Genomic DNA, 23843 nt, shown 5'->3' with positions numbered 1-23843 from the left:
CATAACTATTTTAATATTCCTCTAAATTTAACTTCTGGTGGGTTAAGAATGTAGCGATTCACTGCAACCTCATTTCCATTCAAATAATAATGGAGAATAGGTTTCTCATATCCATATTGCGTAGAACTAATAACAAGTGATTCATTAAGCGATTGAATGGCAGCTTTAATCTCTAATGCTCCAGCGTATAAAATATTAGGATTTAAATTGATGATTAATGCTCCTGCTTGTTTACTGGTACTTAGTGTAACCTTGGAAACAATGTCCGTTCCTGAAGTAGCGTTTACAAAATTTGCTGCAATTTCCATCTTCTCTAAATAATCTAAAGCTTTTTCTTCCTCATCTTTTCTTTCTTGTTCCTCCTTTTGTTTTTCTTCGGCTTTCTTTTGTATTTTTTCTTCTTCTCTTCTCTTTTCTTCTTCTATTTTTTGAGCAGCCTTTTTTGAATGGTAAAAATGAAGAACAATCTGTGCATCAGAAGAAGCTTCGATATTACCATTTATTTCTTGGAAATTTTCGTCCTCTACGTCAATACTATACATCTTATTGTGGAGAACATCATCTTCAGTAGGAATAGGAGTTTCTTTAATATTTGAAAAATCCAATGATTCTAAAGCTTTTTTTACCTTTTCTACATCCGTCAAACCATTGTAAAAACTAGGTAGCGGAATTAAAGGAATACTTGATTCATATTTTATTAGCACCAAATCAGAAGATTTCGGAAAATAAGCAGATTTTATTTTTTCCAATTGAACTCCTTTGTATACTTTTCCACTAACTCTCATTTCTTGGAATGAAACTTCTTCTCCATTATTTTTTAATTTTAACGGAACTGTCTCAATAGATACTCTAGTAAAACCATTTGAACGTAGATTCTCTGCTATTTCCTCCAAATTTTTGTTTGTATCAATGGATAATTTTGCATAATCTTCTGGAAAGTCATGATGTTTTATCTTAATTTCAGTAGATTGCCAATATTTTTCCCCTTTCTTAAAAGAAATATCTCCAGCTATTTCAACTCCTCTGACAGTTTTATCTTTATCTTTGCCTGATTGTAAATCTCTTACAGGAACAGAAACAATATTATAAAAACCTTCTTTTTCAAATTCCTCCTTTACTTCATCCAAAGTCTTCCCAATAAAATAAGACGAAGAATTAGGTACTGTGGCTTTCGGAATATTAATAAAAACTGTAAAAACAATTAAAAGAGAGATAGTAGCTGCTATATATGACCAAGAACGCAATGATAATGAGTTAAATTTATTTCTTAAAAAATCTAATATATTAGAATCAAAACCATATATATAATAATATATATCCAAAGCTATTAATAATAACAAACAAATCCATCCTAGTATCATTTCTGCCTCCATCACCAACTTTTCTATTGGTATAACTTTAGAATACAAATCTAATTAATTGTTTAACTTTTTTAGACTATTCATTTATAATTTTACCTCAATTTATCTTTTTAGTAAATATATTATACAAACAAAAACTCACAGAATATATAATTTTCTTCCCCTAGATTATAAAATGATAATAGCCACAGAAGGAGGAAGATATGACGGATATTATGACTAGTATCGGAACTCAAATCAAGTATTATCGTAAACAAAAAGGAATGACCCAGCAAGAGTTAGCTGAACAATGCGATTTAAGCCTACCATACATAAATTTTGTAGAAAATGGACGACGTACAGTCGCTTTAAATACATTAATCACAATCCTAGATGTGCTAGAAGTTTCACTAGGAGATTTTTTCCAACCCTTTGCAAGTACCACTGATACCCAAATCACTAAATTACTCCTTGAAATTCAACAAAGTGACAATCCTGAAGAGCTAATCAAGATTTTCCTAGATATTGCAAAAGTCGCAAAGTCTAAATAGATACTCTCTAAAAAAATAGCGATAAATCAATAGGCTTTTATAAATAAAGTTCAACGATGAATAGACTATTTTGCATTCGCATACGCCTATTTCATTTTTTAATCGCCTTTTTTAATCACGCGCTTCTTGATACATATCTCCTATACCAATCAACAATCATAAACATCTTATCCAAAGAAATCTAGAACAAGACCTCTAAGATAATAAAAAATCTAAATATTAGGAACAAGCTCAGACATTGATTAAACTCTTAGAAAAGCTTATTTTGTATTGCTTCTAAGAGTTTTTCTATTGGAGAAGCAAATAAAAGATTTAAGAAAATGATACAAAATGTTTTTCTTCAATCTAAAGATTTTTCTCGTCCTTTTGATAAAAGAAAAGAGCATCACTATAGATACTCCTTTCTCTTGCCTGCTGAACTCATTTCTCTGTAACTTTTGTGGACTTTTTGTTCACTCTCCACTATTTTCTATTTATGTATATTAGCTATTAAATTCTTCCAAATCATTGGTTTAAAGGTATTTTGAAAGTATAGTATTGATTATTCAATACCGAAACCTAATCTTCAGAAAATTGCTATAAATTTCGCTTTCCCATGTGAAACCATCCCTATTCACGAACAATGGTGCAGGCAAATCCTACAAAGTACCACAATCCCCCTTATTCATTGATACCCTTCACCGCTTCTTACCTCCCATGGTTCCAATCCTGATAAAATTCCAAAAACAACATTTTTATTTATCGTTGTTGTTTTTTGCCATAAAATAAAGTTAGTCAGATGAAGCAGATAGAATGCTTTTTTAGTGACTGAAATGAAGAGTACTAAAAAAGGCAGGTACGTCCGAACCATCTAAGAAAATCGCAAAAGTGCTAGTTTTGATTTTCATGGAACATCCCCCTATCACCAGTTATTTCCATAAAATGGCTCGAAAACTTGATGAGTTTATTTTAAAATCAACATCTGACTAGGGGGAGTGGAGCAAAAATCAGTATTTCGCACAAATCGATTATCCTCACTCCTTTATTTTTAGGTTCGGGCTAAACTAATCCACTGGATTAGTTTAGCCCTACCCCCGCAAGTTGACTAGCTTCCACAATTAGGAATTGTGAAAGGGTGGAAATAGAACGAGCGTAGCTCGCCCCTTGCAATTGAGAATTGTAGAAGATGATAGATAAAACTAGCGTAGCTTGTGTCCTAAAAACCGTAAGTAGAACTATGGTTCAGCAAGATTAGTTACCAACGTCAGATTTTAATTTTTTCCGAGTATAAACCGAAATATAGATGGAACTTTAAACGACTTGTAGTTCAAATTTGATGATTTCTAAACGGATTTCACATAAAAAAAACGCTTCTTTCCCTCTTTCAGATGGGTAGAAGCGTCTTTGTTCTTAGACACCAAATACATCTTTATAAAGCATAGCAGTTGCTAGTTTATCACTGTCACCGCCTAATTGATGAAGTAATTCATAAGCAAAGGCGAGGGCTGTTGACGGACCTCGGCTGGTGATAAGTTTTCCATCGACCACTACCGTCTCTTTGAGATAACGACCTGAAGCAATCTCTTTTTCCACCCCATCGTAGCAGGTAAAGCTTTTCCCCTCAAGAATTCCAGCTCTCTCAAGCGCGATAGGAGCCGCACAAATGGCAGCAATCCACTTTTCTTGCTCCTTCATGTTTTGCAAAGCCGCCATCAAGGTCTCATCATCACGGAGATTAGCAGCCCCTGGCATCCCCCCAGGGAGAACAACCATGTCGTAGCCTTCCAAACTTCCATCCCAAAGCCGGTCACCTTTAACTGTAATTCCATGGGAACCTGTCACCTCGCTCTCAACACTCAGCATATCGCAGGTAATATCTCCTCTGCGCAGCACATCTACCACTGTAAGAGCCTCGATTTCTTCAAAGCCGTTGGCTAATATAACAGCAACTTTTGCCATGTTTTTCTCCTTTATTTTAATTGTTGTAAAATAATTTTCTTGCGTTTTTTTGGAACCTTGCCCTCTTTTTCTGCTGCTACCTGATTTTGATAGCTCATCGAAAGAAGCAAGCCCACACCGATAAGATTACTGATGATAGACGACCCTCCTTGGGAAATGAAGGGGAGTGGAATCCCTGTCAAGGGCAGAATTCCCGTCACAGCTCCAATATTTTCAAAAATATGAAAGAGCAACATCATGATAAATCCTGTGGAAATATAGGTATAAAACTGATTGTTGGATTGTAGGGTAATTTTCAGCATGCGATAAATCAACAGCAAATAAAGCAAAATCAAGCCTGTTGAGCCCACAAAACCAAAATCCTCTGCAATCACTGTGAAAATCATATCGCTCTCTCGCACTGGAATGAGGAGATTGGATACATTAAAGCCCTGTCCCCAAAGCCCACCACTCCCAATGGCAATCTGGCCTTGAGCCTGCTGATAAGTCGTGGTCTGGGCATAGTCAAAGGGATTAAGCCAGGCCAAGATGCGATTGATTTGATAGGTCGGCATTCCTAGCTGATGGAGGAAGGCCCTCCCATCTTTAGATAGAAAAATAAGCATAAAGCTAGCCAGTAACAAGGCTAGGATGAGCACTGTTGGGACAATGATTTTCCAAGAAACGCCAGACAGGAGAACGAGGCCTGAGAAAATCGCTACAAAGACCAGAGCTGTTCCTAAATCCTTCTGAAAAGTTAACAAGACCAACACAGGAAGGGTATAGGCCAGCAATTCTAAAATCAGGAGAAAATCCAGTTGAATCGTCCGTTCTTTGTTCCGATGCCGCTGGTAAAATCGGACAATGGCATGCGACAGCATCAGAATATAAGAAATTTTCATAAATTCCGAGGGCTGAAAGAGGGTTACTCCACCAATTGTCACCCAGTTTTTCGCTCCAGTTGACGCGACAAGAGCAGGGCTGTATAGAAAGAGTGGAAGCACCATCAAGCCTAAGCCAAAGACGTATAAAACAGGGGTCATCTGCCATAGAAATTTAGTATTAAAAAACATGACAATAAAACTAATGACCACGCCCAGTGCTATCCAGGCTAACTGCTGCCCCAATATGCTCCAAACTGCACTGGGATAATCATGGCTAACAGCAATATAAATCGCTACAATCCCAAGTAGCAGTAAGAAAAAAACAGGTAAAATTAAACTATAATCCACTCTGGAATCAATCGATCGTCGACTATTCGACATAAATCCTCCTTTCACACTTATAAGACGTTGCTCTCACTATCTTCTCTCCTTATTTATCTTGTAAAAAGCCTGCCATCTCCTCTTGCCACTCTTCCTTCTCTGAAAAGGAAAATGCGACGAGCTCTTCGAGGGACTTGACTATTTGAGGACCATAATTTTTGGTTTTAATCCGCTGATCAAGCAAGAGCACAGCAGATTTCTGGTCTTTACGTCGAACAGTTCGTCCCAAGGCCTGCTTGAGCCTTAAAATAGCCAGCGGCAAGTGATAATCATAAAAAGGATTTTTTCCTTCTAGCTTCAAATTTCGGTTGAGCTTTTGGGTCAGATGATCACTAGGATTGTCAAAAGGCAAACGGGTAATCACAACCAGCATTTGGTCAAATCGAATAAAGTCCGCTCCTTCCCAAAAACTCCCTGCTCCCAGTAAAATCGAACTCTCTCCTCGATCAAAGCGACGTTTGATGTTACTAGCGTCACCATTCTTATACTGGGCTAGATGGGGGAGAGAAAGAGCTTCTGACACCGCTAATAGCAAGTCTTTTGAGGTAAACAAGACCAAAATCGGCCTTGAAAGACATGCTAAAATCTCTAGTCTCTCCACGATGAGAGCTGCATAGGCCTCTAGGGATAACTCAGTCACCAGAGGAGCTGTCAAATCTACCCACACTCGCTGCTGCTGAGTCCTAGACTGGGGCAGACGATAGAGGGTTGCCTCCTTAAAGCCTAGTAGGCTAGGGAGATTCACGCGCTTACTAATCTCTAGGGTTGCTGATGTCGCTAAAAAGGATTGGTCTTTCGGCAATAAATCTGCAAATGCTGGAGCAGCCAACCGTGCTGATTTGAGCCATTTTTGACGATGGCTGCTGAAAATCTCCTCTTCCAGCCAAAACAAATCAAAGGGTTCTTCAAAGGCTGCCCGAACATCGGTCAGTAAGTCCATCGGCAATTCTGCCAAATCTTGGCGGATTTTCTCAATCTTTTGCAGGGGAATCTCTCTCTGGCCTTTTTTACCAATGGAATTTGCCAACTGAACACATTCAAATTGCAGACTTTCCAGCAGGCGTTGTTCCAAAATATTTATTTTCCCTTGCAAGGCTTGCTGGATTTCTTGCAGGAGCTTGGTCACACTCAGACTTGAACGCATCACCTGTTCCATGGTTAAAAAGAGTTTTTGTGCCTCATCCACCACTAAAAAGCGATTGTCAACCAAGCTCTTGTCATCCTCTAATCGCGTCAGCAAATAGGCATGATTGGTCACTAAAACTCGGCTGGTTGCGGCCAATCGTTGCCCGCGCTCCCAAAAATCCACATCTGAAAAGAGGGACGTCTCCGCAACTCCTCCACAATGAGCAATTCTCTCAAAATAAGGCTGGTAACGATAATTTTGCGGGATTTCATCCAAATCTCCCGTAGATGTCTCCGTTAGCCAGACCAAAAGCTGCAACTTGCAGCGACTGATTAAGCGATTGTCCTCTTCTGCCAAGGTCTCATAAAAACGATCCAGATGAAGATAGTTCCTCGGACTTTTCAAACTATGAAAGGAAATGTGAAAGGTCGAGGCTAGACGGTTTCCTTCTTGTCTCATCAACTGGTCTTGCAAGAGCTTAGTCGGCACACTTACGATGATTTTTTGATTGGTTTTTGCTAAGAGGGGCAAGAGATAGCCATAGGTTTTACCAATCCCTGTTCTTCCCTCTAAAAAACTAGGTTTTTCTTCTTTGAGTGCTTGTTCAACAAGCTGGGCAAAAATAGCCTGCTCCCCACGCTCTTCTAATCCCAGCAGATGGATATTATGGCTAAAATCCTGTGATAATTTTAATGCGGAGGTCTTTTCCTCTGGCTTTTTAAAAAAGAGACCGTGGCGTTCTATAAAATCGTGGCTTGCGACATCAGGCATCTCTTCAAAAACAGCCTGAATGGCTAACTTAGACTCGTACAAAAGACAGTCCCCACGCTCCAGTAGTTCTTCCACCAATGTTTTGGGGAGCATTTTTATCTTTTCTTGAATTTTAAGAAAGAGCAGAGCGGTCGCATAAGCGTCTGAAAGAGCAGTATGCGCGTGTTCTAAAGGAATGTCCAGATATTGGCTCAAGACACCGAGATTATACTTATCAAAAGTCGGAAAAAAAATCTGTGCCAACTCAACCGTATCAATCCGCGGCGTCAGTAAATCAAATCCCTCCCAAAAGAGACTTTCTGCCAAGAGATTCGCATCAAACTGTACATTGTGAGCCACAAAAATGGCATCGTGGATCCGTTCATAGATCTCTCCTGCTACTTGAGAAAAATCTGGAGCTTGTCTCAAGCGTTCATCCGTCAACCCTGTTAACTCCTTGATATGACTATCTAAAGCTTGGTGAGGATTGACATCCGTTTCATAGGTCTGGGTAATGTTGCCGTCTTCAATGAGAACAATGCCCACTTGGATAATCTTTGCATTGCTATTTGCGCTCGTTGCCTCCAGATCAACAACCGCATACTTCGTCTTTTCTTGTGCCATAATACTCAAATTATATCATATTCTACTAAGATTTGGGGAGGAAAAGCTGACCTCTCTCTAGTCAATTTTTCTCTTTTTTGCTACACTAGAAGCGGAGGAAACACGATGAAGATTCATACAACCCTAAATACTCAAGCTTATCAAAACACCTACTACCTAGAAAATGAGACCCATCTTCTCATCATTGACCCTGGTAGTGACTGGGAGGTCATCCGTAGTAAGATTGAAGAGATAAACAAACCCATTTCAGCGATTTTATTGACCCATGCCCATTATGACCATATTATGAGTCTGGACTTGGTTCGAAAGCAGTTTGGGGCACCGCCTGTCTACATCTCTGAAAAAGAAGGGGACTGGCTCTACACGCCAACCTATAACCGCTCAGGTCTTCCCATGCACGATGATATCCCTGATGTCATCTTACAACCAGCTGAGCACTTCTTTGCCATTCAGACTCCGTATCATCTTGATGGTTTTCATTTCTATGTTCTGGAAACACCAGGGCACTCGATCGGCAGTGTCTCCCTTGTCTTTCCAGATGATCGAATGGTTCTCAGTGGCGATGCTCTCTTTTTCGAAGCCATTGGGCGATTTGATCTTTATACCGGAGACAAGGACACTCTCTTAACCAGTATCAAAACCCAGCTCTTCACCCTGCCCAACTATGATGTCTATCCCGGTCACGGCCCTGCTACCACCATTTCTCATGAAAAGCTGTTTAATCCTTTCTTTTAGTCACAAAAAAACGTTGATAATCTTTCAACGTTTTTTTCGTTATACTCATTTAATTTCAAAAATAGTCACCATATATAAAAATTTATTTTTTGCTATGAAATGGGCTAAGTCAATCAAATAGGACGCTTTTTCAGTAAATGAAAAAGACAGTGATAAAAAGAGGTAGGAAACATCTAAAAAAGTCGCAAAATCGCTACCTTTGATTTTCATTGAGTATTATAGCTTCCAGCCAGTTTTTCTCGGAGAGAAAAATGAGAAAACCACCAGCTAAGCTGATGGCTAACAAGGTTTCTAGCTCCCGCTCTTAAATCTTTAAATAGCGTCTCATCGAAATGCCGGATCCGATCGAACCAATGATGATACCGACTACAAAGATAAAGGCAATCATCATCGGTACAAAGGTATCTGGCACAATCATCGAGAGATTTTGCTTGGCAAGAGCTGGATTAAAGGCTTGATAAGCCATGTCATACAAAACATAAACCAAGCCCGCTGGAATAATCGCTGCAATCAAGCCAATCCAAGCTCCTTCCAGTAAGAAGGGACCACGGATATAACCATTTTTAGCTCCCACCAAACGCATGATTTGAATTTCGCGGCTTCGAGAAATAATGGTAATCCGAATGGTATTAGAAATGAGGAAAATCGCAATAAAGACCAGCAAGCCCGCTCCGACTAGCCCCCAAGTTCGAATGATATTGGCAAGGGCAAAGATTCTCTTGGTGTTGGCTCCACCGTATTCTACTTCGGAAACTTCCTCGATAGACTTGGCTCCATCTGCCACACTGGTGACATACTCAGGAGCAGTGGTATCTACGACATAGGCATCGTATAAGGGATTGGCATCTCCTTGGTACAATTTCCAATCGCTTCCCATCACCTCAACCAATTTATCCAATTGCTCTTCCTTGCTGGAGAAGGTCACAGACTTAACATTGGATAGGTTGGTCAGAGCATTGTACACCTTGTGGTAATTCTCGTTTTGGACTTCTTGGCCTTCTTGGATAACCCGCTCACTATTATCCGCTGTATCTTTACGCAAATACACCGTCACTCGGACATTGTTTTCAATATCTGTCGCTAGTTTTGCGGTATTTAAAATCACAGAGATGAAAATCGCCATCAAACTGAGGGTAATCATCACCGTACTGACCGCAGCAACGGTCATCCAGCCATTACGCTTTAAACTTTTCAGCGATTCTATTAAATGACGGAAAAATCTACTAATCATCGTATCCGTACTCTCCTTTCGCCTCATCACGCACCACACGACCATTTTCAATAGCAATAACGCGGTGGCGAAGGGTATTAACAATCTGGCTATTATGGGTGGCCATGAGAACCGTTGTTCCTTGGAGATTGATACGCTCCAAAAGATTCATGATTTCCCAAGAATTATCGGGATCCAGATTTCCCGTTGGCTCATCTGCAATCAGCACCTTAGGATTATTCACAATCGCACGTGCAATCGCAATCCGCTGCTGCTCCCCACCTGACAACTCATTTGGAAAGGAACGAACCTTGTGCTTTAATCCCACCAAGTCAAGGACTTCCATGACCCGTTTTTTGATATGTCTGCGGCGCTCGCCGATCACTTCCATCGCATAGGCAATGTTTTCATAGACTGTTTTCTTGGGCAAGAGTTTATAGTCTTGAAAGACCACGCCGACATTGCGACGAAGCAAGGGGACATCTCTCTTTTTAATCTTGGTCAGATCAAAATCTGCCACTTTCAAACTGCCTTTATCGACCTTGACTTCACGGTAAAGCAAGCGAATAAAGGTTGACTTCCCAGCCCCAGAAGGACCTACAATATAGGTAAACTCCCCTGGCGCTATCGTGACAGATACTCCACGGAGTGCTGTCGTTCCGTTGTCGTACTTTTTGACAACGTCTTTCATCTCGATTATTGACATGTCAGCTACAAGTCCTTTCTTCTAATTTAACCGCCACTTGAGATAGGCATCGATAAAGCCGTCCAAGTCTCCATCCATAACCTTATCCACCTGAGCGACTTCATGGCCTGTGCGGTGATCTTTTACCATGGTATATGGCGTAAAGACATAGGAGCGAATCTGGCTCCCCCAAGAAATTTCTTTCTTGTCTCCTTTTAAGGAATCAACTTCAGCTGCTTTTTTCTCTTGCTCAATCTGATAGAGCTTGGCTTGAAGCATTTTCATCGCACGATCACGGTTGCCGTACTGAGTTCGATCGACCGTTGATTGGGCAACAATGCCTGTCGGAATATGGGTCAAACGAACCCCTGTTGAGACCTTATTGACGTTTTGTCCACCAGCACCGCCACTGCGGAAGGTATCCATCTTAATCTCGTCATCTCGAATCTCAATTTCAATCGTATCGTCCAACTCTGGCATGACTTCCACTGATGTAAAGGAGGTATGACGACGTTTCGCTGAGTCAAAAGGCGAAATCCGCACCAAGCGGTGAACGCCCATTTCAGACTTGAGAAGACCATAGGCATGCGGACCTTCAAAAGAAAGGGTCACAGACTTAATCCCTGCCTCATCCCCTGCTTGGTAGTCCAACACCTCCACCTTAAAGCCACGAGCATTGCCAAAGCGTGTGTACATGCGAAGTAGCATGTCCCCCCAGTCCTGGGCCTCTGTTCCGCCAGAACCTGGATGAATTTCCAAAATGGCATTGTTATTGTCATAAGGCTCAGACAAGAGAAGGGTCATCTCATAGGCCGTCATTCTCTTTTCTAACTCTCGTAGTTTTTCTTCCAGCTCCTCCTGAACAGATTCATCTTCTGCGAGAAAATCAAGGAGAATCTCCGATTCATCAAATAAATCTGTCATGTGATGGAAGTTATTATAGGTTTCTTTTCGTTCGTTCAACTCTTGAGATGTTTTCTGTGCTGCCAGATTGTCATCCCAAAAATCAGGTTCCGTCATCTTATTTTCTAAGATGGCAATTTCCTCTTCCAGACCTTCTAAGTCAAAGAGACCCCCTGAAAGAGTTTAATTTTTCACGATTCGCGTCAATTTTTTGACGAATTTCTGCAATATCCATAGTTACCTCTTTTCTATATCCTTTTCATTATATCATATCTGAGCCTGTTTGGCGAATTTTAAAAATTCGGCCTGCTCAGCTAGGACATCTGGATGGTCGCTCTTTACTTGCTCAATAAAGTCAATCAGCTCCTCATTGGGCTCTTTGACCAGCTGACTAAGTGCCCAGATGGCCGTTGCCATGTGAATCGGATTTTGCTTTTTATCAATGATTTCTAAGAGTTTTGGGATGCTCGATTTGTCATTTGCATTGGCAAGTGCGATAATGGCATTTCGCTGGAGAATATTTTTTCCTCGCCAGCTACCCGCAATCATGCCAAATTTTCCCTTGAACTGAGCATTTGACAAGTCCAAAAAGGGAATGAGTTCTGGCTCAGCCAAATCAGGGTCAATGTCCACAACCGGTGGGCTGTCAATCCCCTTATTATAGGGGCAGCAAATCTGACAAATATCACAGCCATAGATGACTGTTTTGATTTTCTTACGAAATTCAAGGTCCATCATCCCCTTATCTTGGGTCTGAAAGGACAGACAACGCCTAGCATTCATGGTGCCATCCCCAATCAAGCAAGAGGTGGGGCAGGACGTCACACAACGATTGCAGTCCCCACAGTCATAGTCCACCGGCTGATCAGGCTCAATTTCTAAATTGGTAATGAGTTCACCCAAAAACATGTAGGAACCAAATTCCTTTGAAATGACCAGACCATTTTTACCAATAAAGCCAATTCCTGCCCGTCTTGCGACTGCTGTATCAACAAGTGAACCGGTATCGACCATGCCCTTGTATTCAAAATCAGCTGTCAATTCTTCAATGCCACGTGCCAAGCGTTCCAACTTGTCCTGTAAAATATAGTGGTAATCTAGACCCCAAGAATTGGGCGTAATCTTGCCACGTTTATACTGGGTTTTCTGCGGTTTTTGCGGTAGCCTTCTTGGGTAAGCAACGGCAATCGAGATAATGGTCTTAGCAGAGGCTAGGCTCAATTTGGGCTGGATGCGTTCTTCAATGTTTTTATGTTCAAAGCCTGATGTACGCCCTTCTTCGACTGCAGCCCGCAAGGATTTCTCCAAATAGGCAAAATCGTCAGCTGTTGTAAAGCCAATCTTCGAAATACCAATTTCCTTCGATAAGGAGATGATTTGTTCTTTTAGATTCATTTCTTTTATTGTAACAAAAAAAGCTACATTTGGGAATAAAGGGAAAATAAAGCATCAAAGAACTCCTACTAGACTTCGCTCATACTATGATTACCCATCCTTTCAAGACCAATAAAAAAGACTGGTATCTGCATCCTACAAAAAACCAATCTTTCTTCAAAAATTGAATCGCTCACTGCTAGTCTGTCTGGACATCTCCCTTGTAAGAAAAGGGCCTTAGACGACTTGTTAGTCTTCCTTTCCCAATCGTTCTCGCTCCAAGCGGAGTTTCCGATTGGGATTGAGCCGATTAAAGAGTTCTTCTAACTTTTCAGCATTCCAAATATCTGCGGCTGATACAAAATTACCATCCTTGTCTCGGAAAGATATGGGTTTATCTCCCATGGTAAACCTCCACTTCATGTCTAGTCTAGGGGCTACATTCTCCTAATCCACAAATTCAAATTCAAAATTACCAATGCGGACCAAATCAGCATCTTTGGCACCTCGTGCACGAAGGGCCTCATCGACCCCCATTCCCCGAAGTTGACGGGCAAATTTCATGATAGATTCGTCACGGTCAAAATTCGTCATGCTAAAGAGTTTCTCCAATTTATCCCCAGATAAGACCCAAGTCGCATCGTCATCACGATCAATAACAAAGGCTGGCTCGTCCTCATGGAAGCCATAATAGGCTTCATCTTCCATATCCGACTCATCATAAAGGAGAAATTCTGGCGTTTTCGCTAGCAATTCAGCCGTCGCATCTAAAAGCGTCCCTAAGCCTTGCTTTGTCAGACTCGAAATCGGGAAAATCTGCGGTAATTCATCGAATTCATCATAAGTTGCAGCTAATTTTTCTTTGAAAACATTCAGATTTTCAGCACTATCTGGCATGTCCATCTTATTTGCCACGATAATCTGTGGACGTTCCATCAAGCGAAGATTGTAAGACTCTAGCTCCTTGTTAATGGCGAGGTAGTCTTCGTAAGGATCGCGTCCTTCACTAGCTGACATATCAATCACATGCAGGATGACCCGCGTCCGCTCAATATGGCGAAGAAACTGGGTTCCAAGTCCAACTCCTTGACTGGCTCCCTCGATCAAACCTGGCAAATCTGCCACCGCAAAGGAATCGCCAGACTGGGTCCGAACCATCCCTAAATTAGGCACGATGGTAGTGAAATGATAAGCCCCAATTTTAGGCTTGGCAGCTGTAATCACACTGAGCAGGGTTGATTTACCAACTGATGGAAAACCAACCAAGCCCACATCTGCTAATATCTTCAACTCCAACTGCAATTCCCGCTCTTGCCCTGGCTCTCCATTTTCTGAAATCTCGGGTGCTGGATTTTTCGGTGTGGCAAAACGAATATTTCCACGACCCCCACGACCCCCGCGTGCCACGACAAATTCTTGCCCATCCTCAATCAAGTCTGTCAATACTTTTCCTGTCTCAGCATCTCTGACGGTCGTTCCCTGCGGTACTCGAACATACAAGTCTTCTGCTCCACGACCGTGCATGCCTTTGGTCATGCCTTTTTCACCAGATGGGGCCTTAAAATGCCGATTGTAGCGAAAATCCATCAGGGTCCGCAAGCCTTCGTCTACAACAAAGACAACATTGCCACCACGACCGCCATCACCGCCCCAAGGTCCGCCATTGGGAACGTATTTTTCACGGCGAAAAGCGACCATGCCATCTCCACCATTACCAGCCTTGACCTTGATCTTGGCTGTATCTAAAAACATACTCATTTTTTACTACTTTCTAATTTCCGTAAAAAGGAGCAAGACAAACTCCAACTCGCACAGAGGAGGTTTATCTCACTCACTTTTTCTTATAGTCTCGTGTGATTAAGAAGCACTCAAAGCTCCCAAGGCACTTGCAAAAATAGCTCCAACCGTCACGAGCAACATGATAATTACGACCAGCAGGGTTAATTTTTCAAATGCTGTTTTTTTTCGTTGTCCATTATCTCCAAAAGCCACGATGTTACCTCAATATCTCTTAAGTTTTTCTTTTATTCTACCATGAACGGCAAAGATTTTCAAATCATAAAGAGGCAGTGGGATAAAAATCATGATTTTCCTGCCTCTCTTTTGAATAATTTTAGCAATCTGCTCTCAGACTTCCTCGATTGCCACTTTATCCTCGGTCATCGTAGCCATTTGGATGGCTAGCATGCCATTTCCAAGCGGTCTCGATAATCCGCTCTATATCGTCAAATTTTGGTGTCCAGCCCAGTACCTGGCGGGCCTTTTCAGAAGAGGCAATCAACGTATCTGGATCGCCCGGGCGTCTATCGGCAATTTCAAGCGGAATCGGATGTCCAGTGACTTTGCGGGCTGCTTCTACGATTTCCAAATTTGAAAATCCAGTAGAAGAACCGAGATTAAAGGCCTCAGAAGGATTTCCAGCCCGTAAATACTCGACCGCTAGTAGGTGAGCATCTGCCAAATCAAAGGGATGGACGTAGTCACGAACATTGGTTCCATCTGGTGTCTGGTAATCGTCCCCAAAAATCATAATCTTATCTCGCTTGCCTTGCGCTACTTGCAAGACAATCGGTAAAAGATGGGTTTCAGGACCATGATCCTCTCCAATACTGCCGTCTGGTTTTGCCCCTGCCACATTGAAATAACGCAGAGCGACAAAGGTCATACCGTAGGCCTCATCTGCCCAACGCATGATGGTTTCCATCATCAGTTTGCTTTCACCGTAAGGATTGATGGGCTTTTGGGGCGTCGTTTCCACAATTGGAATTTCTTTTGGAATACCATAAGTCGCTGCCGTAGATGAAAAGACAATATGTTTCACCCCATATTCCCTCATCACTTCTAGCAAGTTGACCAGTCCTGCTGTATTATTCTGAAAATATTTCAAGGGATCAGCCATGGATTCAGCCACTTGAATGTAAGCTGCAAAGTGAATCACAGCATCAATCTCTTGATGCTGTTCAAAGACCTGGCGCATAAAAGACTTGTCTGCCAAGTCCCCTTGGTAAAATACAGCGTCAGGGTGCAGAGCTTTCTTGTGCCCTGTGACGAGATTGTCCACTACAACAACCTCTTCTTTTCCTGTTGCAATGAGGCGATCCACCATGTGAGAGCCGATATAGCCTGCCCCTCCCAATACTAAAACTGTCATAGTTTCTCCTTGATACCGACCGTCTTGATAAACTCTAAAAAGGCTTTTTGTCCCTCTTGATGACGCTTATAGACCCCAGCGTCTTCTAGTACTCGACAGAAGATTTGTCCAACTGACTGACGGACAATGTCTACAACGGTATCCTCATAGACATCTGGAAATTCTTGTTTGAGACGATTGGCCCAGTCCTTGTGATAAGGAGCCACTCGTGCTTCTTTTCCTAGCAAAAACTTCTCTACTTCTGCCAATTCATCCTTGAGACGCGGCGGTAAAATCGCTAAGCCCATGACTTCAATCAAGCCGATATTTTCTTTTTTGATATGCTGCACATCTGGATGTGGATGGTAAATGCCATCAGGGAATTCTTCTGATGTTTGATTGTCCCTCAAAACGAGATCCAACTCATACAAACCCTGTTTCAAGCGTGCGATTGGGGTAATCGTATGATGACTTTCCCGTCCCGTATAAGCTAAAATGTGATGCTCTGGATCAGAATAGCCTTTCCACTTCTGTAAGATGCGATCTGCAAGTTCTAGCATAGCAGATTTATCTTGAGAACGCAAGCGAATGACCGACATCGGCCACTTGACAATCCCCGCCTCTACCGTCTCAAATCCTCTGAAAGTAAATCGGCTCTCCAGCTCTGCTATTTCCATGGGAAACGTATGTCGTCCTCCCTGATAATGTTCGTGGGTCAAGATAGAGCCCCCTACAATCGGCAAGTCGGCATTAGAGCCTGCAAAATAATCTGAAAAACGCTCCACAATCCCAAACAAACGCTCAAAGGTGCTCCGAGAAATCTCCATCGGACGGTGCTCCTTATCTAAAAAGATACAGTGCTCCTTAAAATAAGCATAGGGAGAATACTGAAAGCCCCACTCTTTTCCGTCCAAATCAAAACGAATCATGCGGTGATTGGCACGCGCAGGATGGTTCAACCGCCCGTGGTAGCCTTCATTCTCAAAGCATAACTGGCAAACAGGGTAATGACTGACTGCTTGCTCTCGTGCCGCTGCGATTTCTTTCGGATCTTTTTCTGGCTTTGATAAATTGATCGTAATTTCTAAATCTCCGTAGCTGGTCGGACTGGTGTAGACGATGTTTTTAGCGATGTCTCTCACCTTAATATAATCATTTCGCTGACTGAGAGCATAGAAATCTGCAATCGCTTGATGGGGAGAGACTGCATAATCTTCCCAAAATTGCCGGTTCAGCTGACTTGGACTTGGTGTCAATAAGTCCATCAGGCTAGCTCCCAAGATTTCTTTTTCAGACTGACTATCTCCTATCTGACCATTAACCACTGCGACTGCCACCAATTCTTCCTTCAAATCGAGCAAGTCGGTAGCCAACGTCTCAACATCCAAGGCTTCGTCTCCTACCAAGGCTAGCACTCGGTTGTTCACGTAAAGCCGATCCAGCTCCTCATAGGGACCAAAGTGAATGACCTGTGCAACAAAGGATTCGACTAGCGATTCACTCCTGTTTTGCCTTCTATTCATGAAAAATTCTTGTTCCTCCTGCAATCTCTGCCATATAAAAACTTGGTTCATATCCCACAGTAGCTGTGTAAGACTGGCCGACAGCTTCGATAAAGTCTTCCACACAGGCTCTTTCTACAAGGGCAATGGCACAGCCACCAAATCCTGCTCCAGTCATTCGTGCTCCAAGCACTCCTTTTTGTGCCCAAGCAGCATGAACCAAGGTATCCAACTCAAGACCAGTTACCTCGTAATCGTACTCCAAGGATACATGAGAAGCATTCATGAGACGGCCAAAACGCTCCAAGTCTCCCGCCTGTAAAGCCTGCTGAGCCTGTAAGGTTCGCTGATTTTCTAAAACTGCGTGGCGGGCACGTTTGAGACGATTGTCATCTTTAATCAAATAGCTGTATTCATCAAAGGTTTGAGCGTCCAATTCTCCCAACGTCTGAATGTCTAATGCAGCTCTCAATTCAACAACCGCTTCTTCGCACTCAGCACGTCGTTCATTGTACTTGGAATCCGCCAATTCCCGCCGTTTATTGGTATTCATGATGACAATGACCTTATCCTTCAAATCAAGTGGTACCAGTTCGTAAGCTAGGGTATTGGTATCCAGATAAATCGCTCGCTCATCTGCTCCCATTCCGATGGCAAATTGGTCCATAATCCCTGAATTCACCCCGATGAATTGATTTTCTGTCAACTTGCCAATTTTGACCAAATCCAAGCGTTCCACTTCTAGTCCAAAAAGATGTTCTGCCATCACCCCAATCAAAAGCTCCAAGGACGCAGACGATGACAGCCCAGAGCCATTGGGAAGATTGCCATAGACATAAACATCCATCCCTTGGTCGATGATGTGCCCTGCTTCCTTCAAAAAATGAAGAACTCCTTTTGGATAATTGGCCCAATGATCCTCCTTATCAAAGACAAGATGTTCAAGCTCTACCTCAATAATCCCCTTGTCAGCAAAATTAGCGGAATAAAAACGCAATAGTTGATCCGTCCGCTTTTTTGCAGCACCGTAAGTTCCCAAACTAATCGCCGCTGGGAAAACGTGTCCTCCATTGTAGTCCGTGTGCTCTCCAATTAAGTTAATCCGCCCAGGAGAAAAGAAGGTCTGGTCAGCTTCCACGCCAAATACTTCTAAGAAATCCTTTTTCAAATCTGCTACATGCATATCCATAATTGTCCTCATTTCCCATTTTCTGTTGATACCCTATAACAATCAAAATCAGACTAGGCAACGAAACCTCAGGTAGAACTCGGGTTCAGCAAGGTGAGTTAACGATGTCAGATTTTGATGTTTGACGAGTATGAAAACGTTTTTTCTTTATTATATCCAATATTTAGGAACTTTTCAAACTTTATTTAGTAAATTTTTCTTACATCTATCTTACAAAATAGCTGATTTCTAATAAAAATTTACTAAATTTTTCTTTTCATTTGTCCTAAAGTAGCGTATAATAGAAACATCAAGAAAACATACCTCCAAAGGAAATGCTATGGTCAGAATCAAAGACATCGCAGAGAAGGCTGGTGTCTCGTCTGCTACGGTATCGCGGGTCTTAAATCACGATCCCAATCTCTCAGTAACGCAGACGACTAGACAGCTAATCTTTCAAACCGCCCAAGAGTTAGGATATGAAAAAAGAGGAAAGAAAACACCTCCTAAAAAGTCTCAAATAGGGACCATTGCCATCGTTGAATGGTACACAAAAGCCCAAGAACTGGATGATCTCTATTATTATTCTATCCGAATAGGGGTTGAAAAAAGAGCTCAGGAGATGGGTTACAGCCTTGTTCGGATTTTTAACAATGATAGTTTTCATACCCTATCAGGCATCAAGGGCATTGTTGCCATTGGTAAATTTAGCAGTCAAAAGATTCAGGAGCTAGAAACCTACTCTAAGCAGATTGTATTCATAGACAGCAATACTCTTCGCTACGGCCATAGCTGTGTGACGACTGACTTTGAAAACTCTGTCATTGCTGTCTTGGATTATTTTCTAAAACATGGACATGTAAAAATTGGGATGCTAGCTGGTCAAGAATGTACGTCTGATGACACTACTCTTTTGCTGGATAGCCGTTTATCCACATTTCGGAACTATCTCAGCCAAAAGGGATTGCTCCAAGAAGACTGGATTAAGATTGGCTTCTTTACAGCTGAAGCTGGCTACCAAATGATGGCAGAATTACTCCGTGAACATCCGAAACACCTTCCTTCTGCTCTCTTTTTAGCCAACGACACCCTCGCTCTCGGAGCCCTTCGTGCCCTCCAAGAAGCCAGCATTGCCGTCCCTACTCAAATCAGCCTTGTTGCCTTTAACGACACCTCTATTTCCAAATATGTCTACCCGCCTCTCAGCTCTGTCACAGTCTACACAGAAGAGATGGGGAAAGCAGCCCTAGAACTTCTCCACCAAGAGCTAGAAAAAGAGGGAGAGAGCATTCCACAAATGATGACCTTATCTACAAGCCTAACCATTCGAGAAAGTAGCTGTCCCTATGAAAACCTATGAAACCCTTTTTCAATTGCTTTATGATGCCCAAGATTACCTCAGCGGAGAAAGCTTAGCCACCCAACTTGGTGTCTCCAGAACATCTATTTGGAAGGCTATTCAACGATTGGAAAAAAAAGGAATTACGATTGAATCTGTCAAAAATAAGGGGTATAAATGGATAGCTGGTGACTTACTCCTACCAGCAGCTATCCAACATCATTGCCCTGTTAAGGTCCGTCTCAATCCCAGCTGTCAGTCCACACAGCTCGATGCCAAAGCAGGAATCGAAAATGGAGAACAGCCCAACACCCTCTACCTTGCTCCCTATCAAGAAGCTGGGCGAGGTCGATTTGGTCGAGACTATTATTCGCCCAACCAAGGGGGAATTTATATGTCCCTTCATCTCAAACCGCAACTCCCTTTTGAGCAACTTCCGACTTATACTATTTTAGTTGCTGCTGCTATTTACAAGGCTGTTAAAGAGTTAACCCTGATTGATTTAGACATCAAATGGGTCAATGACCTCTATTACCACAAAAAGAAGGTTGCGGGTATTCTCACGGAGGCTGTCACTTCTGTCGAAACAGGCTTGGTAACCGATGTCATCATCGGTGTAGGATTGAACCTATCTATTTCACACTTTCCAGAAGAATTAAAAGACAAGGCTACGTCCCTGTTCCCCGATCGCTGTCCGATTACCCGTAATGAACTAATCGCAGCGATTTGGAATCAGTTTTTCCATTCAAGCCCAGAAGAACTCATCTACCTCTACCGCAAGCAATCCCTTGTTTTAGGGCAAAAAATTTCCTTTGAACAAAACGGCCAGCTCCAAACAGGACAGGCAAAAGACATCTCCGACCAAGGAAAACTCCTCGTTAAACTCGATACAGGGACTGAAATCTGGCTATCCAGTGGCGAAATTTCTCTGCAAAGTTGGTAAAACGACGAAATGCTACCCTCTGTTCCCCTTATCAGTCCTACTAACGCTTCAGCACTGCATAATCCACTCTATGCATTCGCACAGAAGCATCCCTTTCAAAACTATTGCGTCCACCAACGTTAACAACTTCGAACATTTGACCTCTCCCCAAGACAGGTAAGCAATATTTTGAGATTTCCCCTCATACTCGTCAAACATCAAAATCTGACGTCTTTATACTCATCTTGCTGAACTTTAGTTTTGTTGCCTAGGCAGATTGTGATTGTTATAGCGTGTCACCCCCCTTCTGCTGAATACAGAAAAAGAGGCTGAAACAAAAAGTTCACCCCTACATATAAAAAAGCGAACAAGACTAGTTTTCTGACTCTCAGAATCCTGTCTTGTTCGTTTTTTATGCTTCATTTATCAACTTTAATATTTGATGATCAAAAATTTCAAGCATCAACATCTTTTGAGATTAGATTTTTCATGTTTATAGACGACTGCCGACATTGATTCGGTTAATCGCTCGTTGCAAGGCGATTTTTGCCCGACGTTCTTGGTCTATCAAATGCTTGTCTTGAGCTTCTTCAAGGGCCAACTCGGCACGGCGTTTGGCACGCTCGGCACGGCTAATATCAATATCTCGTGCCCGCTCTGCTGAGTCCGCCACAATGGTAATAAGATTATCGGCTACTTCGATAATTCCTCCATTTACAGCAATCCAATTGACATGGCTATCATCATCTATTCGTTTGACCTTTACCTCATCCACAGCTAATACAGCAATCATATTTTCATGATGAGGTAAAATTCCCAATTCTCCGTTATTTGTTCTTACGGACACAAAGCTCGCATGGTGATCATAAATCAGACCATCTGGCGTCACGATTTGTACTGTCATTTGAGCCATCAGTCACCTCTTAAAATCCCATTTTTTCAGCTTTAGCAATCACATCTTCGATAGAACCAACACCACGGAAAGCATCTTCAGGAAGATGGTCGTGCTTACCATCCAAGATTTCTTTGAAACCACGAACCGTATCTGCTACTGGTACGTATGATCCTGGCTGACCTGTGAATTGTTCTGCCACATTGAAGTTTTGAGATAGGAAGAACTGAATTCGGCGTGCCCGGGCAACCAAGGTCTTTTCTTCGTCTGACAACTCGTCCATCCCCAAGATAGCAATAATATCCTGCAATTCATGGTAGCGTTGAAGAACTCGTTTCACCTCTGCAGCAACTGCATAGTGCTCCTCACCGACAATCTCTGGTGCCAAAGCACGAGAGCTGGAAGCAAGTGGATCTACGGCTGGATAAATCCCTAGCTGTACCAACTTCCTCTCAAGATTGGTTGTTGAATCCAAATGGGCGAAAGCTGTTGCTGGAGCTGGATCTGTATAGTCATCTGCTGGCACATAAATTGCTTGGATGGAGGTTACAGAACCTTTTTTGGTGGAGGTGATCCGCTCCTGCAATTGTCCCATTTCAGTGGCCAAGGTCGGTTGATACCCTACGGCTGATGGCATCCGACCCAAGAGGGCAGACACTTCAGAACCTGCTTGCGTGAAACGGAAGATATTATCAATGAACAATAGCACATCCTGACCTTCGACATCACGGAAGTATTCTGCAATGGTTAAACCAGTCAAGGCAACCCTCATCCGCGCCCCTGGTGGCTCATTCATCTGTCCAAAGACCATGGCTGTTTTTTCAATAACGCCTGATTCTTTCATTTCCCAGTACAGGTCATTTCCTTCACGCGTCCGCTCACCAACACCCGTAAATACTGAAATACCACCGTGCTCCTGGGCGATATTGTGAATTAATTCTTGGATAAGAACGGTTTTCCCAACACCAGCACCACCAAAGAGACCAACTTTTCCCCCTTTTAAATAAGGAGCAAGTAAGTCAATAACCTTAATCCCTGTTTCCAAAATTTCAGATGAGGTTGACAATTCATCAAAGGTTGGGGCTTTTTTATGAATGGGTTCACGGTCCATGCTCTCAGCTAGCGGAGCATCTAAATCAATGGTTTCTCCCAATACATTGAACACTCGTCCAAGCGTTTCTTGTCCAACTGGGACAGAGATTGGACGACCTGTGTCCAAGACTTCCAAGCCACGTGTCAAGCCATCTGTTGACTCCATGGCAATGGTCCGCACTACTCCATCTCCAAGCTCAAGAGCTACTTCAAGGACGATTTTTGATTTTTTCTCGTCGTTTTTATAGACTACAAGTGCATTATTTATCTCAGGTAGCTTATCGCCAGCTGCAAACGCAACGTCTACAACTGGTCCGATAACCTGAGCAATTTTGCCTGAGCTCATCTATTTCTCCATTTCTAAGAGTCTAAAGACATCTCTTTTAACTCTATATTCTCATTCTATTCTTCTTAGATTGCATCATCCAAGAGATTATTCCAAAGCACTAGCTCCTGCGACAATCTCGGTAATTTCCTGCGTAATCGCCGCTTGCCGAGCCCGGTTGTACTGAATGGTCAAGTCATTGATGACCTTCTTAGCATTGTCTGTTGCCGTTTGCATAGCCGTCATTCCAGCTGCATTTTCAGCAGTCTTGGCATCAATAATGGCCCCGTAAATCATACTTTCTGCAAATTGAGGCAAGAGCTGATCGAGCAATTCCTCCCGATTGGTTTCAAGCGTGAATGTATGCTTATAATCTTCATCGGCTTCATTCGGATCGAGATCAATGATAGGAAGCATCTGCTCCACCCGCATTTGACTGGTCAAGCTATTGATATGATGGTTATAACAGACGTAAAGTTCATCAAAAATCTCGCTCTGATACATTTCAACCGTTTTATTGATGATTTTGCGAACCTCATCAAAACTTGGCTGATCGGCTAAGCCTCGCAGTTCATAGACTGGCTGAATTCCACGTGCTTTGAAAAAGTCGGCCCCGATACCACCGATGGCGATAATGGCAAAATCATGTTTTTCATGGTAATCCGCTAGCAACTCCATCATACTCTTTAAAATCGTCGCATTGTAACCGCCGACCAAGCCCCGATCTGATGTAATCACAATATAGCCTGTCTTTTTCACAGGACGATGGATGAGCATGGGATTTTGCGAATCCAAAACTACGTCCCCATGCAGGATATCCGTGACCAATTTCCGAACTTTTTGGGAATAAATCTGAAAATTCTTTGCGGCTTCTTCTGATTTTCCAAGTTTTGCAGCGGATACCATCTGCATGGCATTGGTGATTTGGCTAGTATTCTTAGTGGATGCAATTTTAGTTTTTATATCATTTAACGAAACCGCCATCTGACACCC

Annotated in this window: 21 protein-coding genes; 4 read left to right on the top strand and 17 right to left on the bottom strand. The window is 42.4% G+C overall.

Going from position 1 to position 23843, the window contains the following annotated elements:
- Window positions 1–5 precede the first annotated feature (5 nt).
- Window positions 6–1373 (bottom strand): hypothetical protein, encoded by a 1368-nt coding sequence (locus tag BFM96_RS06090; RefSeq protein ID WP_145939716.1) that lies wholly within the window; start codon window positions 1371–1373, stop codon window positions 6–8.
- Window positions 1374–1564: 191 nt separating this feature from the next.
- On the opposite strand from BFM96_RS06090, the gene BFM96_RS06085 reads away from it, so the two are divergent.
- Complete coding sequence (locus tag BFM96_RS06085) at window positions 1565–1891, top strand: helix-turn-helix domain-containing protein (RefSeq protein ID WP_068991669.1); 327 nt, start codon at window positions 1565–1567, stop codon at window positions 1889–1891.
- Window positions 1892–3280: 1389 nt separating this feature from the next.
- On the opposite strand, the gene BFM96_RS06080 is transcribed toward BFM96_RS06085, so the two are convergent.
- Genes BFM96_RS06080 through BFM96_RS06070 form a run of 3 tightly spaced genes read right to left on the bottom strand, consistent with a single transcriptional unit; the run spans window position 3281 to window position 7573 of the window.
- Window positions 3281–3829, bottom strand: a complete 549-nt coding sequence (locus BFM96_RS06080) for a DJ-1 family glyoxalase III (protein WP_068991663.1) — start codon at window positions 3827–3829, stop codon at window positions 3281–3283.
- 11 nt (window positions 3830–3840) lie between these two features.
- Complete coding sequence (locus BFM96_RS06075; RefSeq protein ID WP_068991661.1) at window positions 3841–5073, bottom strand: FtsW/RodA/SpoVE family cell cycle protein; 1233 nt, start codon at window positions 5071–5073, stop codon at window positions 3841–3843.
- 49 nt (window positions 5074–5122) lie between these two features.
- A complete protein-coding gene (locus tag BFM96_RS06070; RefSeq protein WP_068991659.1) occupies window positions 5123–7573 on the bottom strand; it encodes a bifunctional DnaQ family exonuclease/ATP-dependent helicase in 2451 nt (816 codons plus the stop codon).
- Window positions 7574–7678: 105 nt separating this feature from the next.
- On the opposite strand from BFM96_RS06070, the gene BFM96_RS06065 reads away from it, so the two are divergent.
- A complete protein-coding gene (locus BFM96_RS06065; protein ID WP_068991657.1) occupies window positions 7679–8308 on the top strand; it encodes an MBL fold metallo-hydrolase in 630 nt (209 codons plus the stop codon).
- Between the two features lie 304 nt (window positions 8309–8612).
- On the opposite strand, the gene ftsX is transcribed toward BFM96_RS06065, so the two are convergent.
- The 10 genes from ftsX to BFM96_RS06020 all read right to left on the bottom strand — a co-directional run bounded on the left by ftsX (window position 8613) and on the right by BFM96_RS06020 (window position 18301).
- Window positions 8613–9539 carry a permease-like cell division protein FtsX gene (ftsX, locus tag BFM96_RS06060; RefSeq protein WP_068991654.1) on the bottom strand — a complete coding sequence of 309 codons (927 nt, stop codon included), beginning with the start codon at window positions 9537–9539 and terminating at the stop codon, window positions 8613–8615.
- Window positions 9532–10224: a cell division ATP-binding protein FtsE gene (gene ftsE / locus BFM96_RS06055; RefSeq protein ID WP_068991651.1), complete on the bottom strand. Its 693-nt coding sequence runs from the start codon at window positions 10222–10224 to the stop codon at window positions 9532–9534. Before ftsE ends, ftsX begins: the two co-directional genes overlap by 8 nt.
- A 21-nt stretch (window positions 10225–10245) precedes the next feature.
- Window positions 10246–11341, bottom strand: a protein-coding gene (gene prfB, locus BFM96_RS06050; RefSeq protein ID WP_145939715.1) for a peptide chain release factor 2 whose coding sequence is annotated in 2 segments (ribosomal slippage) — window positions 10246–11268 and window positions 11270–11341 — 1095 coding nt in all. Because the reading frame shifts where the segments join, the coding sequence is not laid out codon by codon here.
- Window positions 11342–11373: 32 nt separating this feature from the next.
- Window positions 11374–12501: a tRNA epoxyqueuosine(34) reductase QueG gene (gene queG, locus BFM96_RS06045; RefSeq protein WP_068991646.1), complete on the bottom strand. Its 1128-nt coding sequence runs from the start codon at window positions 12499–12501 to the stop codon at window positions 11374–11376.
- 228 nt (window positions 12502–12729) lie between these two features.
- Entirely contained in the window at window positions 12730–12885 is a 156-nt protein-coding gene (locus tag BFM96_RS11090; RefSeq protein WP_145939714.1) for a hypothetical protein, read from the bottom strand.
- A gap of 42 nt (window positions 12886–12927) precedes the next feature.
- Window positions 12928–14238, bottom strand: a complete 1311-nt coding sequence (gene obgE, locus BFM96_RS06040; RefSeq protein ID WP_068991642.1) for a GTPase ObgE — start codon at window positions 14236–14238, stop codon at window positions 12928–12930.
- 99 nt (window positions 14239–14337) lie between these two features.
- A complete protein-coding gene (locus tag BFM96_RS06035; RefSeq protein ID WP_068991641.1) occupies window positions 14338–14472 on the bottom strand; it encodes a DUF4044 domain-containing protein in 135 nt (44 codons plus the stop codon).
- A 157-nt stretch (window positions 14473–14629) separates the two neighbouring features.
- Entirely contained in the window at window positions 14630–15631 is a 1002-nt protein-coding gene (gene galE, locus BFM96_RS06030) for a UDP-glucose 4-epimerase GalE (RefSeq protein WP_068991639.1), read from the bottom strand.
- Window positions 15628–17133: a UDP-glucose--hexose-1-phosphate uridylyltransferase gene (gene galT / locus BFM96_RS06025; protein ID WP_068991637.1), complete on the bottom strand. Its 1506-nt coding sequence runs from the start codon at window positions 17131–17133 to the stop codon at window positions 15628–15630. The genes galE and galT overlap by 4 nt, the downstream gene beginning before the upstream one ends.
- Window positions 17126–18301, bottom strand: coding sequence for a galactokinase (locus tag BFM96_RS06020; protein ID WP_068991633.1), 1176 nt, complete (start codon window positions 18299–18301; stop codon window positions 17126–17128). The genes galT and BFM96_RS06020 overlap by 8 nt, the downstream gene beginning before the upstream one ends.
- A 319-nt stretch (window positions 18302–18620) precedes the next feature.
- Between BFM96_RS06020 and BFM96_RS06015 the strand changes: the two genes are divergently transcribed.
- Window positions 18621–19640, top strand: a complete 1020-nt coding sequence (locus BFM96_RS06015) for a LacI family DNA-binding transcriptional regulator (protein WP_068991630.1) — start codon at window positions 18621–18623, stop codon at window positions 19638–19640.
- Entirely contained in the window at window positions 19627–20562 is a 936-nt protein-coding gene (gene birA / locus BFM96_RS06010) for a bifunctional biotin--[acetyl-CoA-carboxylase] ligase/biotin operon repressor BirA (RefSeq protein WP_068991627.1), read from the top strand. The genes BFM96_RS06015 and birA overlap by 14 nt, the downstream gene beginning before the upstream one ends.
- A 472-nt stretch (window positions 20563–21034) precedes the next feature.
- Here birA and BFM96_RS06005 read toward each other — a convergent pair whose 3' ends face one another.
- From BFM96_RS06005 to BFM96_RS05995, 3 genes are all read right to left on the bottom strand, one after another.
- Complete coding sequence (locus BFM96_RS06005) at window positions 21035–21454, bottom strand: F0F1 ATP synthase subunit epsilon (protein ID WP_068991626.1); 420 nt, start codon at window positions 21452–21454, stop codon at window positions 21035–21037.
- 10 nt (window positions 21455–21464) lie between these two features.
- On the bottom strand, window positions 21465–22871 hold the full coding sequence (gene atpD / locus BFM96_RS06000) for a F0F1 ATP synthase subunit beta (protein ID WP_068991623.1): 1407 nt from the start codon (window positions 22869–22871) through the stop codon (window positions 21465–21467).
- 87 nt (window positions 22872–22958) lie between these two features.
- Window positions 22959–23834 (bottom strand): F0F1 ATP synthase subunit gamma, encoded by an 876-nt coding sequence (locus BFM96_RS05995; protein ID WP_068991620.1) that lies wholly within the window; start codon window positions 23832–23834, stop codon window positions 22959–22961.
- Window positions 23835–23843 lie beyond the last annotated feature (9 nt).

This window comes from Streptococcus himalayensis, assembly GCF_001708305.1.
In the GTDB taxonomy this organism is placed as follows: Bacteria; Bacillota; Bacilli; order Lactobacillales; family Streptococcaceae; genus Streptococcus; species Streptococcus himalayensis.
This window is presented reverse-complemented; position numbering and strand designations above follow the sequence as displayed.

Excerpts from the sequence above, each read along its gene's own strand:
- BFM96_RS06090 (WP_145939716.1), bottom strand. The coding sequence starts at position 1,373 with ATGGAGGCAGAAATGATACTAGGATGGATTTGTTTGTTATTATTAATA.
- BFM96_RS06085 (WP_068991669.1), top strand. The coding sequence starts at position 1,565 with ATGACGGATATTATGACTAGTATCGGAACTCAAATCAAGTATTATCGT.
- BFM96_RS06080 (WP_068991663.1), bottom strand. The coding sequence starts at position 3,829 with ATGGCAAAAGTTGCTGTTATATTAGCCAACGGCTTTGAAGAAATCGAG.
- BFM96_RS06075 (WP_068991661.1), bottom strand. The coding sequence starts at position 5,073 with ATGTCGAATAGTCGACGATCGATTGATTCCAGAGTGGATTATAGTTTA.
- BFM96_RS06070 (WP_068991659.1), bottom strand. The coding sequence starts at position 7,573 with ATGGCACAAGAAAAGACGAAGTATGCGGTTGTTGATCTGGAGGCAACG.
- BFM96_RS06065 (WP_068991657.1), top strand. The coding sequence starts at position 7,679 with ATGAAGATTCATACAACCCTAAATACTCAAGCTTATCAAAACACCTAC.
- ftsX (WP_068991654.1), bottom strand. The coding sequence starts at position 9,539 with ATGATTAGTAGATTTTTCCGTCATTTAATAGAATCGCTGAAAAGTTTA.
- ftsE (WP_068991651.1), bottom strand. The coding sequence starts at position 10,224 with ATGTCAATAATCGAGATGAAAGACGTTGTCAAAAAGTACGACAACGGA.
- queG (WP_068991646.1), bottom strand. The coding sequence starts at position 12,501 with ATGAATCTAAAAGAACAAATCATCTCCTTATCGAAGGAAATTGGTATT.
- BFM96_RS11090 (WP_145939714.1), bottom strand. The coding sequence starts at position 12,885 with ATGGGAGATAAACCCATATCTTTCCGAGACAAGGATGGTAATTTTGTA.
- obgE (WP_068991642.1), bottom strand. The coding sequence starts at position 14,238 with ATGAGTATGTTTTTAGATACAGCCAAGATCAAGGTCAAGGCTGGTAAT.
- galE (WP_068991639.1), bottom strand. The coding sequence starts at position 15,631 with ATGACAGTTTTAGTATTGGGAGGGGCAGGCTATATCGGCTCTCACATG.
- galT (WP_068991637.1), bottom strand. The coding sequence starts at position 17,133 with ATGAATAGAAGGCAAAACAGGAGTGAATCGCTAGTCGAATCCTTTGTT.
- BFM96_RS06020 (WP_068991633.1), bottom strand. The coding sequence starts at position 18,301 with ATGGATATGCATGTAGCAGATTTGAAAAAGGATTTCTTAGAAGTATTT.
- BFM96_RS06015 (WP_068991630.1), top strand. The coding sequence starts at position 18,621 with ATGGTCAGAATCAAAGACATCGCAGAGAAGGCTGGTGTCTCGTCTGCT.
- birA (WP_068991627.1), top strand. The coding sequence starts at position 19,627 with ATGAAAACCTATGAAACCCTTTTTCAATTGCTTTATGATGCCCAAGAT.
- BFM96_RS06005 (WP_068991626.1), bottom strand. The coding sequence starts at position 21,454 with ATGGCTCAAATGACAGTACAAATCGTGACGCCAGATGGTCTGATTTAT.
- atpD (WP_068991623.1), bottom strand. The coding sequence starts at position 22,871 with ATGAGCTCAGGCAAAATTGCTCAGGTTATCGGACCAGTTGTAGACGTT.
- BFM96_RS05995 (WP_068991620.1), bottom strand. The coding sequence starts at position 23,834 with ATGGCGGTTTCGTTAAATGATATAAAAACTAAAATTGCATCCACTAAG.